The following is a 17,072-nucleotide window of genomic DNA, read 5'->3' on the forward strand; positions in this document are numbered from 1 at the left end:
TGGATCCTATTGCGGCAGGGCGAATCGATCACGTCGTAGTCGCGGAATAGCCCGTCGGCGTCGCCGACGCTCCATGCGCCGCATCGTTGTTGCGGCGCTCAGGCAGCGCCTGCCCACGAGGCCAACCGATGAGGCCGCCGTCGAAGCGAGTGAGAGACGCAGTTCGTCGTTCACCGCAGGACGCAAGAATCAGTGGCTCGTGGGGTAGAGCTCTGCGGCCTTGATCCAGTCGGCCAGCGCCTTGTCGTATTCCTTCAAACAAAAGTACGCCGTCCCGCGATTCATGTAGGGGGCGTGGTACCAAGGCTCCAACTCAATGGCTCGCGTCAAGTCGTCGAGCGACTCGGCATATTGGCCCCTGCGGACGAGAACTGATCCCCGGATTAAATAGGCAGTGCTCCCCCAGCGGGAGAGGCTATAAGGGCGCAGCCGCATCGCTGTGGTCGATTCCTGTAGTGCGCCTTCCATATCGCCTGCCTGGAACAGCAGCGAGGATAACTTGCCGTGGGCGTCAAAGCTCCCCGGATCCAGCTCCACGGCCTGGCGAGCGTACTCCAAGGCGGGCTCGCGGTCGCCAATGTCCCACAGACCGTCTGCCAATCGTACGTATGTCTCGCTCGTCGGGGGCGATAGGTCCCGATACTTGTGAAAAACCTCGCGAGCTGCCTCGATGCGCCCCAGCTGTCCCAGGGCCGTCGCCTCGTACCAATAGGCCATCAATCTTTCAGGATCGATCTCGATGGCGCGTCGCGCATGTTGGAGGGCCTTGATCCTGTGAGGCGTCATACCGCTTCCTTTGGAGTAAATATCGGCGAGCGCTTCATGGTAAGCGGCGTTGCCCGGATCCAGTGCGACTGCCTTTTCGTAATCGTCGATCGGCGCCTCATATCCTCGGAGCAGTCCAAGCGCCTCTGCCCGTTCAGCGTATGCCTGGGCATCGGTAGGGCTTGCTTCAATAAGCTTGGTGTAGAAGTCGACCGCATCCTCCAGCAACCCGCGCCGCAGATCCTTCAGTTCGCGGACTTCGCTCAGCCGTTCGTCGGCGACCTCCTTCAACATCTGCGACACGGCCTGCCGAGCCGTCAAATGATTCGCCTCGGCGCGTTGGCGCTCATGGTCCGCCTCGGCGCGCGCGGCGCTCTCTGTTGCCGCGCGCCGGTCCGCCAGTTTGCGAGCATGAGTCGCCTCTGCTGCCTGCCAAAGACTGACGGCGGCGCCAATCACCAGCGACATCGCGACCAAGGCCGCGGTCGTGAAGGCCGCTCGATGCCGCCGCACAAGTTTGCGGAGACGGTAAAGCGTCGACGGCGGGCCCGCTTCGACCGGCTCGTCATTCAAATAGCGCTCAATATCGGCGGCGAAGTCGCCGGCAGATTGATAGCGCCGGTTGCGATCGACTTCCAACGCCTTCATCACGATCCAGTCGAGTTCGCCGTGCAGTTCGTACGTCAGCTGGCGTTGATCAAGTCCGCGACGGTGCGACACCGTGGAACTCGCGACAGCGCTCAGCGTGCCAATCAGACGACTGGGGCAAAGCGGCTCCTGTTCGCGGATCATTCGCCGCAAGGCGTCAAGTCCGGCCTCTTGCAGGGCTTCTTTGCCGAAGGGCGTGTGACCCGTCAGCAATTCGTACGCGAGCACGCCCAAGGAATAGACGTCGCTGCGCGTGTCGACGTCGAGGCCGCTCATCTCAGCCTGTTCAGGGCTCATGTAGAGCGGCGTGCCAATCATCTGAGCGAAGGCCGTGAACAGCGTTTTCTCGGTAAGCTGCGCGCCAATTGCTTTGGCAACCCCAAAGTCAATGACTTTGGCGACCGGCCGCCCATCATGCAGCGTGACGAGCACGTTAGACGGCTTGAGATCGCGATGAATGATCCCTTTCTGGTGAGCGTGCTGAATCGCTCGACAGACCGTACAGAACAGGTGCAGGCGATCTCGCGTTGATAGGTGCGCGTCATCGCAGTACTTCGTCATCGGCATCCCGCAGACGAGCTCCATCACGAAGTACGGCCGGCCGAGGTCGGTCTCGCCGCCGTCGAGCACACGCGCAATATGAGGATGGTCCATCATCGCCAGCGCCTGACGTTCCGCCTCAAATCGGCCGACGACCTGGCGACTATCCATCCCCGGCTTGATGATTTTCAGCGCCACTTTTCGGCGCACCGGCGCCAGCTGCTCGGCCATGTAGACGACGCCCATCCCCCCTTCGCCGATCTGTTCCAATAGCTTGTAGCGGCCAATCAACGTGCCGGGACGCTCAAGCATTGGCAGAAGGGCCCTTGCCGACAGTGCGTCGCCGGGTCGCTCCAGGAATTGACCGGCGCGAAAGTGATTCGCTACCATCCGCTCAACTTCCTGACGCAGATCGGCGTCTTCGCCGCAGGCCTGTGCCAGATAGCACGACCGCTCGGAGAGATCCGCGATTTCGACGGCGACGCAGAGAATGGTTTCTAATTGCTGATGCGAGGTGGCCGTCATGGGAATTTTTCGCCATCGGGAGCCGCATGCGCACTTAAGTCCAACTGCCATTGATCCGTGCGTCAACCGCGTGCGAAGCGGCTCACCAGTCGAGCAATAATCAAGCGATTTCCGGTTGACCGGCCGGCGTCGCCAGTCTCCCGAATAGCCAGGCGCGGGCCCATGTCCACCGGCGTTTCGCCGTCGCGACCGAAATCCCCAGAGTTGACGCGGCGTCTTCCAGCGTCAGCCCCCCGAAGAACCTCAACTTCACCAGGGCCGCATGTTGGGGGTAATCGCGAGCAAGCTGTTCCATGGCTTCATTAAGGGCCAAGAGCTCCAGGGGAGGAAGCGCCTCGGGGGCGACCGCGTCGGTAAACTCCATTCGTTGACGGGATCCGCCCCGCTTTTCCGCGTGCTTTTTTCTGGCGTGTTCAATAAGGATGCGACGCATGGCCTCCGCGGCGGCCGCAAAGAAGTGGCCGCGCGAATTCCAGTGACTGCCCGACGATTGCGTTTGTCGGCCGTCAGTTTCGCGAAATGCCTCCGGAGAGCCAGACTTACCGACCAACCGCAAGTAGGCTTCATGCACCAGCGCCGTGGCCTGCAACGTCTGACCAGGCTTCTCGTGGTTCAGTTTGGCAGCGGCCAGCCTGCGCAACTCCTCATAGACCAACGGCAAGAGTTGGTCGGCCGCGCTGGGGTCGCCGAGATCGATCCGCGACAAGATCTGAGTCACTTCGCTCATGGCGTCCATCATAGCAAGGTTTTTCCCTCGACCCTTCACGCCGTCAGGTCTTTCCCTCAAGAGGAAGGTTAACTTGTTCGTTTGGCGTTACTCGTCGCCCTAAGTCCATTTCCCCGAAACGCTTCGGAGAACAGCGTGTCTGCGCCCGCGGCATCTGCAGCCATGTGACTTCGACAACCAACTCCCGCCCGCCGCGCCGATTCTTCGCCACGCCGGGGACTGTCGTCGCTCAGCCCAGGGGCGAGGCGGCGTTCGCCGCCAGCGACGCAACGCTTCCCGACGCGCCGCTTTCAAGCACGGCGCTCAAACGTTCGCGGATTGCAGCGCCGAGGCTGCGCACTTTGTAGCGTGCGCCCCCGCTCCAGAAAACATCGCTCCCGCCAATATGGATGTTGCCTCAACAGGAAATTGCTGTAATTCGAACACCGCTGAGTTTTTCGTTGAGGGCATTATCACTTTTGTCCTAATTTCGCGAGGCCGCCAAAAACGGACTTGACAGCGCCTCGCCAGTTGCCGTTAGGCTGAAGGTGCAGCGTGCGCGGCGTCGGACCGCCGCTCGCATCAACGCCTTGGGTATGGAATGGGGAGAGACAAATCATGAATGAAAAATGGCAAGCACTCCCGGCGACGAGGCCGCCGGACTGGCGCTATCGGCAGGCTAGCGACGACGCGCGGCGGTGGCGCGTGCGGCTGCGCGCCGACGCGGACGTCGAGACCCGCCGGCTGGCCAAATGCCTCATGCTCCTTGCTGATGCCACCGATATGTTTCGATCGTCCGTGGAGGCGAACCCCGATTGCCGGCCCTACGTCGAAATCCTCGCTTGGCGTGAAAATCGCAATCTGGCCGCCCGCATCGAAGCGATCGCGCTCGCTCGACTGCCGTTTGGGTATGCGGCGAACGAGCTCAAGATCGACCGCTCAAACGTCCGCCGCTACTGCTTCGCATTTTTCGACTACTGGGATCGGCTGGACGACAGAGACTACATCGTCCGATATTGCGTGGCTCCGGAGCTGCGTTGCGGCGATCCGGCGACCGCCCGCCGGCGGACCGCCATGAAGCTGTTGGCGTACCTGTGCGGGCCGGCGGCGCTCGAGGACATTTACGGCATGTTGAGCAAGGGCGCCGGCGCGTGGCGCCCGCCGGCCGAGATGGTCCGCCGCGAGGCGGCGCTGTTGGAGCTGGACCGCATCGCCGGAATGATCGCAGGGGGGGATAGCCCCGGCGCCCCCCTCGCCAAGGAATCGCTCGAGGCGTGCGCGGCGGCGGTGGCGCAATTCAGCCGTGCCGCGTATCCGGAAAATCAACACGCGTGGAAGTTCGGCCAGGAAGCTAGACGGCCGACCCTGTTAAATCCCTTTGGGGCGTCGGAGGATTCGCCCCACATCAACGACCCGCCTGCCTCGCTCCGCAACGCCAAGCCGAAGGCGAAAAGCGGCATCTGGGTTCCGCCGCAAGAGCCGATGGACGCGCAGGGGCCGGCGACGAAGATTGGCGAAGCCTTCTTCAAGCTGTCCCACGCACGCGCCCAGGCGCCCGCCGGCGCAGTCGCCGGCAAAGGGATCGACCCGCAGTGGGACGCCGACATCTTCCAGGCGCCCGTCGACGCCGCCGCGTGGGCGGAGCGAGAATCGGTCTCCAATAGCGAGGACGATCTCTACGGATCGACGCTTTTTTTGGAAGGCCCGGACGGCAAGCCACAATTGATTCCTGTTTTCGCCCAGGCGGGGGGGACGATTGTCAGCCTGCGGCCGTCGGCGCAAGGGCGCCCGACGGCGTTTTATGCAAGTGAGTGGCCGGCCGCCGTGCCCGTCCCGCTGGACGGCTTTGTCACCGACTGGCAGACGCGCAGCTTGGCGGAGGCGTGCGGCGGCGCCCTGATCGCTGCCCGCGATGCGGGCGACGTCGCGGCCTGGCGGCGACTGGGAGTCGCAGCGATCCCGGCGCCGCAGTCACCAGTCGCGGCGGAGTCGTGGGGTGCAAAGCTGTGGGATGGACTCGCGGCGATGCAGCTTGTCAAATCGCCGTTGACCCGGGCAATTTGGAGCGAGATCTCCGTCAAAGGCGCGCGCGGAAAGCCGTATCCCGAGGAATTGGCGCGCATCAGCGCGCTCGAGCGGCAAGTTCTCATCACGCCGACGTTGATCGCGTCGCTGTGGGACCCGTCGACGTTACAGCCGCGCACTGATGAGGAGCAACAGCAGGCCATCGCCAATCTCCAGCACTGTTGGCGTTATCGCTTTGATCCGGACGCCGCCGTCGCCGTGTGGTCGCCGCCGTTAGCTTACCTGCAATGGATCCGCGCGGAAGTCGAAACTGGCTCGCCCGCGACGGTGAAGCAACTGCTGCGCGCCTCGCTGCAGAATCATCTGATCTATCCCTGCTTAACGCGAGCGGAAGTTAGCGCGGCCGATGGCTTAGTCAGCGCGCGTCGGCGTCTCGCCGCGGTCGACGCTGCAACGCCGTTAGAGCAGCGCGAGCGCGCCCGTCGTCGTTACGTTGAGCAGTACGACAACGTTGTCGTCGCGCCGCTCCTTCGTGAAGCGGCGGTGACCTCATCGCCCACCGATCGGATGCTGACGGCGATGCAAGCGCAGCTCGTCGGGCGGTTCGCGGAATTCAGCGCCGCGGCCACGCTCGACCTGGCGGGCGGCGAGTCGTCGCCCGCCCAGCAATCCGCCTCCGTCACCAGCCTCTGCCGGTTATCGGCCCAGATCTGCAATCTCTTGCGCACGCAAAAGGATCGAAACGATGCACGTCGAAACTAAACGTCGTCGGCCGCGCGCCCTGCAGGCCGCCCAACGTTGGCTCGCGGCGCGGCTGCCGCCGGAAGAACTCGCGCGCCTCGACCGGCAAGGCTTCGTCGCCAATGAGTTCCTGCCGTCAGGGGCGCGGTGCGCCAAGCTGCGCTACCGCGACCTCAGTGGTCGCCAGCGGGTGGCGTACATCGGCGTCGACCAGCGGCTGGCCCGTCGCATCGCCGCGTACCTCGCCTGGCGTCAAACGGCGCGCCGCCGCCGTCGCACGCTGAACGCGCTGCAGCGCGAGCGGCGGCGGCTGCTGGCGTCGGTGCAGGCGCGCTTGCTTCCGCATCTCGACGCGTCCAGCTGGCACTTTCACGGCCGGGCTCTGCGGCGACGGCGCGGCTGCGCGCGGCATGGTCCGCGTCCCGCGCTCGACTGTGGCACGAACGTGAAAGGAAAGATGATGTCGAACCCCATTTCAGTCACTGCCGAGCAGCCCCCTGGGCCGACCTCCGCGCCGAGCGACGAGCGGCATGATCCGCTGCGCCGCTGGGCGCAACAGCAAGCGTCGCCAATCGGGGCGGCGCTTGGCTGGCTCACTGCCGACGTGTGCGAGCTGACGGCGAAGTTCGCCGCGCCGCTGAAGGCCGAGCTGCGCGACGCGGCGACGTCGCCGGAGAACTTGGGACGGGTCGCGGACGATCTGCGGCAATACTCCCAGCTGAGCCGCCAAGCCGAGCGTTGCCTGCGGCTGACACATGAGCTGGAGAAGGCCAACGCATGCGAAACGAAGTTGCGGCCAGTTGATACCTATGGCGGACGTTCTGCCCTTGGCGAGGCGAGGGCCGCAGCGTTCGCGACGGCAAGCGCCACGCCGACGACGCCTGTGGTAACCACCTAGCGGGTGGCCGTGCCTCTCGCTCCACCGTTGTTTGATCTTTGACAATTTGGTTTTTGTATCAACGCGCGCCGCCGCCGCCGGCCACGGCGGCGCGCGTACGGAGGAAGGACGGTCGCCCCTCGAGCATGATCACCTGCTCGATGACCGCGCCGGCGCCGCTGATAGCTAAACGAAGTCACCCAGCGCGAAAAAGACGCCGCCGCCCAGCGGCTGCCAGCGCCTGGCGCCCGGCGCCGGCTGCGCAAGCGCCACTTGCGGGAGCCGACGTCGGCCGCATTGTCGCGGCTCCCCAGCAGCCGACCCGCTCGATAGCGACGCACGGCGAACCGGGCCAGCGTCGTAGGGTAAGCGCGACCGCCGCGTCCCGACGGCGCCAGCCAGGCGTCGTCGACGGCCGCGGCGGCCAAAGTGGTCTGCACGGCTTCGTCTCGTTCTTAGGGCGCGAGCTTTCGAAAGGCGACTCGGGCGTACCGCAGCCTGTAAAAATGGGCGGCATCCCGAGCTTGGAGCGGTTCGAGGCTCAATTCATAGGGGAAATCTCGGATGATGAGAGTTTTCCCCAGTTATCTCGGGGGAGAATCCCTACATCTCGTCCACCATCGGTGGAATGAAGGTTGCAGAACGCTGGAATCTGCCGGCGCCAGCTTGTAAGTATCGACTAGCGGAATCATAGTAAATCCGCAGCGACCGCCGCGAAGGCGCGTCCACGAATCCCGCCTCCCCGCCCGTTCAGGCTTGTAAACCCTCCCGCAGTCATCCCTCGCGTGTGGACGCCGTCCACTAGCCGCAGGGGCAAATCGCGCTGTTTCGCGGAATCCGCGTTCGCCAGAGCTCGCCCGGATGCAAAACCTTTACGTCACCCCCAGCGAACCGCACGGACTGGGCCAACTCTGCTGGCGGCATAAGAAGAAGATTCTCGCCGTCTGGCTCGCGGGCATGGCGCTCACGCTCGCCTATTTATCGTTCGCCCCGCGAATGTATCAGTCGGAAGCCAAGCTATTCGTCCGCCTCGGCCGCGAGAGCGTCTCGTTAGACCCCACGGCCACCACCGGACAAATGGTTTCCATCGCCGAAAGCCGCGAGAGCGAAGTTCACGCCGTCGAAGAACTGCTCGCCAGCCGACTCTTGGCGGAGCGCGTGGTCGACAAGTTTGGCCCCAACGTGATTCTCGAAAAGCCCGTCAAACAGGACGACGGCTTCTCCCCCAGCAAAATGCTCTCGGGCTTAGACGAGTACAATCTCAATCCGCTCCGCGTCTACAGCCTGCGCGACAAAGCCGTGAAGAGCCTGCGCAAGAGCCTGGGCGTCGCCTCGACTAACAAAACCAGCATCGTCACCGTCTCGTACGAATCGGAAGATCCCAAGCTATCGCGCGACGTGATCGAAGCGGTGCTGGAGAGCGCACGTCACGAACATCTGCAAACGCATCGTACGCACGGCTCCCAGGAATTCTTCGTCGAGCAGTCGGCTCTGCTGCGAGAGAATCTGACCGAGCTCGAAGAACAACTGCGCGACCTGAAAACCACGTCCGGCCTTCCCGATCTCGCGGTGCAGCGCACGTTGAAGTTGGAACTCATTGATTCGCTCCGCGCCGACCTGGTGCGAGCCAAGGCCGAGCAGGTCGCCGCCGAGGCGGAATTGGCCAATCGTCGCCGCGATCTCACCGCGGCGCCCGCCATGATCGTGAGTGAACGCGCCACCGGCCTGCCGCAAACCGCCAGCCAGTCGCTACGCGAAAAGCTGTACGATCTCGAAGTCACCGAGCAGGGCCTCTCCGCCAAATTTACGCCCGATCACCCTCATTTGGTGCATATTCGCGGTCAGCTCGACGAAGCACGGCGAGTCTACGAACAAGAAGAATCGCCCGACCAGGTCACCCTCGGCGTCAATCGCACCTTCCAGGAAGCGGAACTCGCCGTGCAAGAACGCCAGGCGGCGCTATCAGCCTCCGCCGCCCGCACCAAGTCGCTGGAAGCGTCGATCGCCTCCGTGCAGCAGGAGCTCAAGAACATCAACGATTCTGAGCTGCAAATCCGCCGTTTGGAACGCGAAATCGACCTCGCCCAGACCAACTATCGCAAGTACGCCGAGAACCTCGAAGAGGCCCGCATCAACCAGGAACTGGAAAACGCCAAAATCTCCAGCCTGAACGTGATGCAACCTCCCACCATTAGCGAAACTCCCGTCAGCCCCCAGCCGATCGTCACGTTGATGGTCGGCTTCGTCTTGTCCTCGTTTGCGGCCGTCGGTACGGCCCTTGCCTCTCAGCACCGCACCCGTCCAAGACGGATGGATCCTTTGGCGGGTTCGAACGGCAGCGTGACTCCTTCACACGCATCGCCAGTCGTCGACTTGGCGCGGCGTGGCGAAGCGACGCCCTCGAACCCTCGGTAGCCATCCCGCCCGGCCGCCGATTTACCAAGCGCATGAACAGCGTGACACCCGCTTTCCTACCCGCCTCGCACTCGCTACCCTCCGCGCGCCGCGCATTGCGTGCCGTCGATGGCGCGCTGCGCACCACGCTCGCCGTGATCGTGCCGTGCCACAACGAAGCGGAAGCGATGCCCGATTTGAAGTTGGGCATGGAGCGGCTCCGCTCAGCCCTCCAGCGCCGCTTCGACCTGCAGTGGCTGCTCGTGGACGACGGCAGCACCGACGATACCCCGTCGCTGATGCGCGAACTGTCGCGCGAGTGCGACGACGTCACCGTGCTCTGCCACGATCGCTGCCAAGGAATCGCCGCCGCAATCAACACCGGCCTCCAGCACACAGCAGCGGAAATCGTCGCCTCGCTCGACGCCGACTGCACGTACGATCCGCTGATTTTAGAACCAATGCTGCAGCTGCTCACGCGCGAAGTCGACATGGTCGTCGCCTCGCCCTACCACCCGCGGGGCGGCGTCGAGGGAGTGCCCGCCTGGCGCCTGCAACTTTCGCAAGGCGCTTCGCGGATCTACGGCCTGCTGATGCGCAACAAGCTGCACACCTATACCAGTTGCGTCCGCGTCGGCTGGCGCGAGTCGCTTGCCGACCTCCCGACCGTAAATCCCGGCTTCGTGGGCATTGTGGAGCTAATTTGGCATCTCGATCGCCGCGGCGCACGTATCGCCGAACAGCCGGCGGTCCTGCGAACCCGGAGCGCCGGCCAATCGAAAATGCGCATCGCACGAGCCACGCTCGCGCATCTGCGGCTGATGGGTCGCGCCGCCTGGCGGCGAGTGTTTCCCGGACAAGAGACGAGTTGAAGCGTAGCGAATTGTGTTGACGGTAAATCCCTCCTGATCGAGGAGGGCGCAAGTCTAATCAAGGACCAGCATCTATGAGCAGTACGTCGGCGACCGTGTCCATGTCATTGCCTTCCGATCAGGACGCCAGCGGTCGCACGCTCGGCGAGGCCGAGATCAGCGCGCTGAGCGAAGCGATTCGCACCGGCACCCTTACCAGCACCAAGGGCGCGTTCGTCAAGCAGTTGGAAAATCGCTTTGCTGAAATGCTCGAAGCGAAGTTCGCCTACGCCTGCTCGCACGGCACCGCGGCCATTCACTGCGCGATCGCCGCCATCAATCCCGAGCCCGGTGACGAAATCGTCTCCACGTCGATCACCGACATGGGCGCCCTCACGCCCATCCTGTACCAAGGCGCGATTCCCGTTTTCGCCGACGTCGACCCGGCCACGTGCAACGTCACCGCCGCCTCGATCGAGCGCGTGCTCAGCCCGCGCACCAAGGCCGTCGTCGTCACGCACCTGTTCGGCAATCCGTGCGACATGACTCCCATCATGGAGCTCTGTCGCTCGCGCGGCATCCCCGTGATCGAAGACTGCGCTCAGGCCTTCCTCGCGCGGCACCAGGGCGAATCCGTCGGCATGATCGGGGACATCGGCTGCTTCAGCCTGCAGCAGGGCAAGCACATCACCGCTGGCGAGGGCGGGTTAGTCGTGACGAACAACCCCGACTATGCCCGGCGGATGTTCCTGTTCATTAACAAGGCGTGGGGCTACGGCGACGCCGCGCCCGACCATTACTTCCTCGCGCTCAACTACCGCATGAATGAACTGCAAGGCGCCGTCGCCGTCGCCCAGCTCGACAAGCTGGAAGACGTCGTCGATCGCCGCATCGCGCTGGCCGACGAACTCACCGCGGCGATCAGCGAGATCCCGGGCATCGCCGCGCCCGAGATTCAGGCGTGCGACGTCCACACCTATTGGAAGTATTGCGTCCACGTTGATCCGGCCGTCATTCCCGGCGGGACCGTGGCGCTGGCCGCCGCCCTCAAGAAGCGCGGCATCTTCTCCGCCCCGCGGTATATCCAGAAGCCGGCCTTCGAGTGCGAGGTCTTCCGCGATCAACGCACCTTCGGCGAAAGCCGTTGGCCCTTCACGCTCGCCCGGGCCGAGGCGGTCGCTTATCGCCGCGAAGATTTTCCCGGCACGTATCAGGGCCTCAGCACGATCCTCGTCTTACCGTGGAACGAAAAGTACGCCAGTGAGCATGTGCAGTTTATTGCCGAGTCAATCGCCGCCTGCGCGGCAGAGCTTCAAGGGGTAGCAGCATGACTAACGACAAGATGCGATTCGGATTGATTGGCGCCGGCGCGATCGCCCACTCGTATGGCCAGGCCTTTGCGCAGTCCGCCACTGCAGAACTGGTCGGCGTGGCCGATGTGCGCTCCGAGGCGGCCACCGCGCTGGCCGAGCAAATGCACTGCCCGGCGTTCACCTCCTATCAAGAGATGCGTCAATCGACGGGGTGCGACGCCGTGGTCGTCTGCACGCCGCCGGTAACTCACCCCGAGATTGCCTGCTGGCTATTGGGCGAAGGCGTCCACGTGCTCTGCGAAAAGCCGCTGGCCATCAGCCCGGACGAAGCGATCACCATGCTGGCGGCGGCGCAGCGCTCGACTGCCACGCTACGCATGGCGTCGAAGTTTCGCTACGCGGCCGACGTGGTCGAGGCCAAGTCGATCGTCGCCTCGGGCGCCATCGGCGACATCGTGCTGTTCGAAAACGCCTTCACCTCGCGGGTCGACATGCGGAGCCGCTGGAACAGCGATCGCGCTGTCAGCGGCGGCGGCGTGTTGATCGACAACGGCACCCACTCCGTCGACATCATGCGATACTTCCTCGGCCCGATCGTCGAGCTGCAGGTCGTCGAGGGGCTGCGCGTACAAGAAATCCCCGTCGAAGACACCGTGCGTATGTTCGTTCGCAGCGCGGCCGGCGTGATGGGCACGATCGACTTGTCGTGGAGCCTGAACAAGGAATTGCCCTACTATCTCAGCGTCTACGGTTCGGCCGGCACGCTGCATGTGGGGTGGAAGGAATCGAAGTTCCGCCGCGCCGGCGACGCCGACTGGACCGTCTTCGGCAAGGGTTACGACAAGGTGCAAGCGTTCGGCAGCCAGTTGGACAACTTCACGCGGTCGATCTATGGACTGGAACCGTCGCTCATCTCGCTGCAAGATGCGCTCGCCTCGGTCGAAGTGATCGACGCGGCGTACAACACGATGCTGCAAACGTCGTGGGCCAGCGTATGCACGCAGATGTCCCAATCGGCGTTGGTGGCGTAACCATGGCGAATCGCATCCATCCAACGGCCATCGTCGAGGAGAACGTCATCCTCGGCGATGGCACCAGCGTCTGGGACAACGCGCACGTGCGCCATGGCGCCCGACTGGGCGAGCAGTGCATCGTCGGCGGAAAGGCGTACATCGCCTACGACGTGGTGATCGGCAATCGCGTGAAGATCAATTCGATGGCCTACATCTGCAACGCCGTCACGATCGAAGACGGCGTCATGATCAGCGCGGGCGTCACCTTCACCAACGATCGGTTCCCACGCGCATGCACGAACGACCTCCAGCAACTTCGGCCATCGACGCCGGACGAGCACACGCTGTCGACGGTCGTGCGCGAAGGCGCCACCATCGGCGCCGGCGCGCTCATTGGCTGCGACCTGACCGTCGGGCGCTTTGCGATGGTGGGCATGGGATCGGTGGTCACGCGCGCTGTGCCGGACTTCCACCTTGTGGTGGGCAACCCGGCGCGTTCGATCGGCTGTGTTTGCCGCTGCGGCGAACCGTTGGTGAAGTGGTCGGCCATGCCCCCGGATGCGAAGCGGCAGATCACCTGCGCAGCGTGCTCCAGTGTGTACGAAGTCGATCGCCGCGCGGTATGCGAAGCTGACGTCGACTCGGCGGATCGAGCGGAAGGATTCGCCGCCTAGGCGAGTTCAGCGGGGCGCCGCCGCCGCCGTGGCGATGGAGCCGTGCCGTTTAGTTCTCTTGGATTGCCCGTGGAAACTGGTCCTCTACATTTTGGCGTCATTGGCGGAGGCCTGCTCGGCCTCACGCTCAGCCTGCGCCTCGCCGAGCGGGGGCGCCGCGTCACGCTGCTCGAAGCGTCCGATCGCGTGGGCGGCCTCGCCGACGCCTGGGAACTCGGCGACGTCGCCTGGGACCGGCACTATCATGTCACGCTCATGTCCGACAGTCGGCTGCGGGCCATCCTCGCCGAGCTGCAACTCGACGACCAAATGCGTTGGTCGCGAACTCGCACCGGCTTCCTCGTCGACGGCCAACTCACGTCGATGTCCGGCCTGGCCGATTTCCTGCGATTCCCGCCGCTGCGATTCATCGACAAGTTGCGTCTGGGTTGGACCATCTGGCAAGCGTCACGCCGCGATGATTGGCAAACTCTGGAACAGATTCCGGTGGCCGACTGGCTCATCAAGCACAGCGGTCGCAGAACGTTCAATCAAATCTGGTTGCCGCTGCTCAAGGCCAAGCTGGGCGACGCCTGGCAGCGAACCAGCGCCGCGTTTATTTGGGCCACCATCCAGCGGATGTACGCCGCACGCCGTACCGGGCTGAAGTATGAGATGTTCGGCTACCTGCCGGGCGGCTACGCTCGCCTGTTGAGCGCATTTCAAGCGCACCTGCAAACCTTGGGCGTCGATGTCTGCGTCAATCGCCCAGTGCGACGAATCGAACGCGACGACGACGGAGGCTATGCCGTCACCGGCGCCGATGGCGAGGTCTCCACGTTCGACCGAGTGGTCGTGACGCTGCCCGCCCCGACCGCGGCGCGTGTCTGCCCCCAACTCTCCGAAGACGAAATCGCTCGCCTGGCCGATGTCGAGTACCTCGGCATCATCTGCGCCTCGGTGCTCATGAAGAAGCCCTTGGCCGGCTACTACGTTACGAACATCACCGACGCGGCGCCGTTCACGGGCGTCATCGAAATGACCGCTCTGGTCGATCCCGCGGAGCTAGGCGGCCGAACCCTGGTTTACCTTCCCAAGTACCTCACGGCCGAAGACGCGGCGTGGTCGAAAAGCGACGACGAAGTGCGCGTCGAATTCATCGCCGCGTTGGAACGGCTGTTCCCCAACTTCGACGCCGACGATGTTCTGGCCTTTCGCGTATCGCGGGTTCGCAACGTCTTCGCCCTCTCGACGCTCAACTACAGCCGCCGCGTCCCGCCGATCGAAACATCATCGCCCGGACTGTTCATCGTCACTTCAGCTCAAATCGTCAACGGAACGCTGAACGTGAACGAAACGATTCGCCAGGCCGAATCGTCGCTCGATACCCTGTGCCAACCATTGCCCCATCCTCTACCCGCATTTGGACACGATGCGCCAGCCGATCGCGAGCTTATCGCTCGACCTCGATAATAAGTGGTCTTACATGAAGACCCACGGCGACCAGGGCTGGGAAGCGTTTCCCAGCTACCTGGATGCGGTCGTGCCGCGCTTTTTAGAAGTGCTGCAATCGATTGAGCTGCGGATGACGGTGTTCGTGGTCGGTCAGGACGCCGCGTTGGAAGAGAATCGCGCCGCGCTCGCTTCCATCCCCACGGCCGGACACGAGATCGGCAACCATTCGTTCCATCACGAACCGTGGCTGCACCTGTATTCCGATGCTCAGCTTCGCGCCGAACTTTCGGCCGCCGAGGACGCCATCGAGGATGCGACCGGCGTACGAACCACCGGATTTCGCGGCCCAGGTTTCAGCGTCTCGCCTGCGGTGATCGCCGAACTGGTCCGCCGCGGCTACCAGTACGACGCCTCCACGCTGCCGACCTTCTTGGGTCCGGTGGCGCGATGGTACTACTTCCGCACCGCCAAACTCGATGCTGAAGAGGCCGCCCGGCGACGACGGCTGTTCGGCCGCTGGCGCGACGGATGGCAACCAATCCGTCCCTATCGATGGCAACTCACGCCGTCGCCAGGCGCCGCGCCAGGCGATGAGTTTGCAACCGGACAGCTGATCGAAATTCCTGTCACGACGACGCCGATCTTCAAAACTCCGTTCCACGTAAGCTACCTGCTGTACCTACGCCAATACTCAAACGCACTGGCGTGGAGCTACTGGCGCACGGCGATGGTCCTGTGCCGCGTGCGCGGCGTGGCGCCTTCGCTGTTGCTCCACCCGTTGGATTTCTTGAGCGGCGAGGATGAACCTTCTCTGTCGTTCTTCCCGGCGATGCAGTTAGGCGCCCGGGAGAAGGTCGCGTTCGTTCGCGATCTCCTCGCCGACTTCGCGCAGCGGTTCGAGGTGCGCCCCATGGGCGAGCACGCATCGGCCGTCGCTGGCGCGAGCCGCCTGCCGGTCCGCACGATCGAGGCGCCGGCCGTGTCACGCGTCGAGTCCCCCGTATTGGAAGCCGTTTAGTTATGTCGGCCGCCCGTTCACCCGCCGCTGAAAACACTCGCTCGTCGCGGACGTTGGCCGTGGCGGCGGTGCTGTTGTTCGCGGCCGTTCTCGGCGGGCTATCTTGGCGCTTGTATCAACATCGCCCCACCGAAGCGGTGAGCCTCGAACGCTGGGCGTTGGCGAGCTACCGCGACGTAATCTACTTCCCGCTCGTCGCGCTGGGCGATGGCGTGAACCCCTACGATTCGGTTCGCGACGGCAATCCGGAACGCTACATGGAGCGCTATCCGGTAGCCGATCACTTGCCGCTGTACTCGCCGCTAGTCCTGGCGCTGTTCTCGCCGTTTGGCGCGTTGCCCGCCGAGGCGAGCATGGTGGCGTTCGCAGCGCTGAATTGCCTGCTGTTCGTGCTGCTGGCGTGGTGCACCCTGCGCATCATTGGCCGCCGCCCGACCGTGGCCAGCGTCTTCGCCCTGTCGGCGTTCTTGCTCGCCAGCCAACCGGGCCGCGGCGCCTTCAACGCGGGCCAAATTTCCGTGCCCCTGGCGCTCGCCATGCTCGGCGCGCTCCAGTGGGGCGACCGCCATGCTTGGCGGTCGGGACTCATGGTGGCGCTCTCGACGATGAAGCCGACGTTCGGCGGCCCCTTCGGCGTGATGCTCGCCGCACGGCGCGATTGGCGTTCCGCCATCGGCGGATTGGCCGTCGGCGGCGTTGTCTTCGCCGCCGGCCTGGCGGCGATTGTGGCTCGCACGGGCGAGCTTTCCGTCGACTCCGTCATCCAAGTCGTTTCCGGCAACCACGCTCATTTGGCCAACGATCCCGAAGCGGTTCCACGAACCAACAAAGCCCGCACCGATCTGGCAGCGATTTTTGAATACCTGTCGGCGCAATCGACTCCGCGCTGGGCCTCCATGGTCCTCGCGGCCGGCGTGTTGGGAATCTCTTGCGCTGCGTTATGGAAAAACCGCCATTCACGCGGGGAGGATACCGCGGCCAGCCCGGCCAGCGCGATGATCATCGTCGCCACGTTCATTTGCATTTTTCACAACGTCTACGATTTGCCGCTGCTCATCGTGCCGCTCGCGGCCAGCGCCACGGCCGCCGGCAGCGGCTGGCGTTCACTGGGCGCCGCCCGACGCTATGGCATCGCGGCACTGCTCGTGGTGCCCTTCGTCAACATCTTCTGGACGCAAGGCTTCCGGACGCTTGTGGGGCAACTTGGCGTCCCGTGGGGCGAGGACGCGGGCCCGCTGTTCGCGGCTGCCTACCGACTGGCATGCTCCGCGAACGGCCTGGCGCTGCTGGGCGTGTGGGGCCTGCTGGTGCACAGCATGCTCTTCCGCAGAAGTTCCATCGCCGTCGCCGCGAACACGACCGCGGCGGGCGGCAAAGCAACTCTCAACGGCGATGTTCCGCCGAGCGAGTTATTCAATGACAGGCAATCGCTTCACGCGACAAAGATAGGCGGGTGTCCCACCACAGCGTCTCCAGCACTGATCGGCGCAATGCACGACCGGCAAGCCGTCGGCGCAACCCACGAGACCATTCAATAACACCCACAAG

General features: G+C 64.1%; 12 protein-coding genes. 10 read left to right on the forward strand and 2 right to left on the reverse strand.

Annotated features, from left to right (window positions below; all coding sequences use genetic code 11):
- Positions 1-189: 189 nt before the first annotated feature.
- Positions 190-2,478, reverse strand: a complete 2,289-nt coding sequence (locus tag I41_RS12550) for a serine/threonine-protein kinase (RefSeq protein ID WP_168206866.1) — start codon at positions 2,476-2,478, stop codon at positions 190-192.
- A 100-nt stretch (positions 2,479-2,578) separates the two neighbouring features.
- Positions 2,579-3,205: an ECF-type sigma factor gene (locus I41_RS12555; RefSeq protein ID WP_145433020.1), complete on the reverse strand. Its 627-nt coding sequence runs from the start codon at positions 3,203-3,205 to the stop codon at positions 2,579-2,581.
- A 597-nt stretch (positions 3,206-3,802) separates the two neighbouring features.
- On the opposite strand from I41_RS12555, the gene I41_RS12560 reads away from it, so the two are divergent.
- From I41_RS12560 to I41_RS12610, 10 genes are all read left to right on the forward strand, one after another.
- Positions 3,803-5,971 (forward strand): hypothetical protein, encoded by a 2,169-nt coding sequence (locus I41_RS12560; protein ID WP_145433021.1) that lies wholly within the window; start codon positions 3,803-3,805, stop codon positions 5,969-5,971.
- Positions 5,955-6,848: a hypothetical protein gene (locus tag I41_RS12565; protein ID WP_145433022.1), complete on the forward strand. Its 894-nt coding sequence runs from the start codon at positions 5,955-5,957 to the stop codon at positions 6,846-6,848. Before I41_RS12560 ends, I41_RS12565 begins: the two co-directional genes overlap by 17 nt.
- A gap of 840 nt (positions 6,849-7,688) precedes the next feature.
- Complete coding sequence (locus I41_RS12575; protein WP_145433024.1) at positions 7,689-9,242, forward strand: GumC family protein; 1,554 nt, start codon at positions 7,689-7,691, stop codon at positions 9,240-9,242.
- A gap of 95 nt (positions 9,243-9,337) precedes the next feature.
- Positions 9,338-10,093: a glycosyltransferase family 2 protein gene (locus I41_RS12580; RefSeq protein WP_168206867.1), complete on the forward strand. Its 756-nt coding sequence runs from the start codon at positions 9,338-9,340 to the stop codon at positions 10,091-10,093.
- Between the two features lie 101 nt (positions 10,094-10,194).
- Positions 10,195-11,403, forward strand: coding sequence for a DegT/DnrJ/EryC1/StrS family aminotransferase (locus tag I41_RS12585; RefSeq protein ID WP_145436338.1), 1,209 nt, complete (start codon positions 10,195-10,197; stop codon positions 11,401-11,403).
- A complete protein-coding gene (locus tag I41_RS12590) occupies positions 11,400-12,416 on the forward strand; it encodes a Gfo/Idh/MocA family protein (RefSeq protein ID WP_145433026.1) in 1,017 nt (338 codons plus the stop codon). Before I41_RS12585 ends, I41_RS12590 begins: the two co-directional genes overlap by 4 nt.
- Positions 12,417-12,418: 2 nt before the next feature.
- Positions 12,419-13,072: an acyltransferase gene (locus I41_RS12595; RefSeq protein WP_145433027.1), complete on the forward strand. Its 654-nt coding sequence runs from the start codon at positions 12,419-12,421 to the stop codon at positions 13,070-13,072.
- A 69-nt stretch (positions 13,073-13,141) separates the two neighbouring features.
- The gene (locus tag I41_RS12600; protein ID WP_145433028.1) at positions 13,142-14,524 is read left to right on the forward strand and encodes an NAD(P)/FAD-dependent oxidoreductase; all 1,383 of its coding nucleotides are present in this window, start codon (positions 13,142-13,144) and stop codon (positions 14,522-14,524) included.
- Entirely contained in the window at positions 14,484-15,524 is a 1,041-nt protein-coding gene (locus I41_RS12605; RefSeq protein ID WP_145433029.1) for a polysaccharide deacetylase family protein, read from the forward strand. The genes I41_RS12600 and I41_RS12605 overlap by 41 nt, the downstream gene beginning before the upstream one ends.
- A gap of 2 nt (positions 15,525-15,526) precedes the next feature.
- Positions 15,527-17,062: a glycosyltransferase family 87 protein gene (locus tag I41_RS12610; protein WP_145433030.1), complete on the forward strand. Its 1,536-nt coding sequence runs from the start codon at positions 15,527-15,529 to the stop codon at positions 17,060-17,062.
- Positions 17,063-17,072 lie beyond the last annotated feature (10 nt).

This window comes from Lacipirellula limnantheis (assembly GCF_007746075.1).
In the GTDB taxonomy this organism is placed as follows: Bacteria; Planctomycetota; Planctomycetia; order Pirellulales; family Lacipirellulaceae; genus Lacipirellula; species Lacipirellula limnantheis.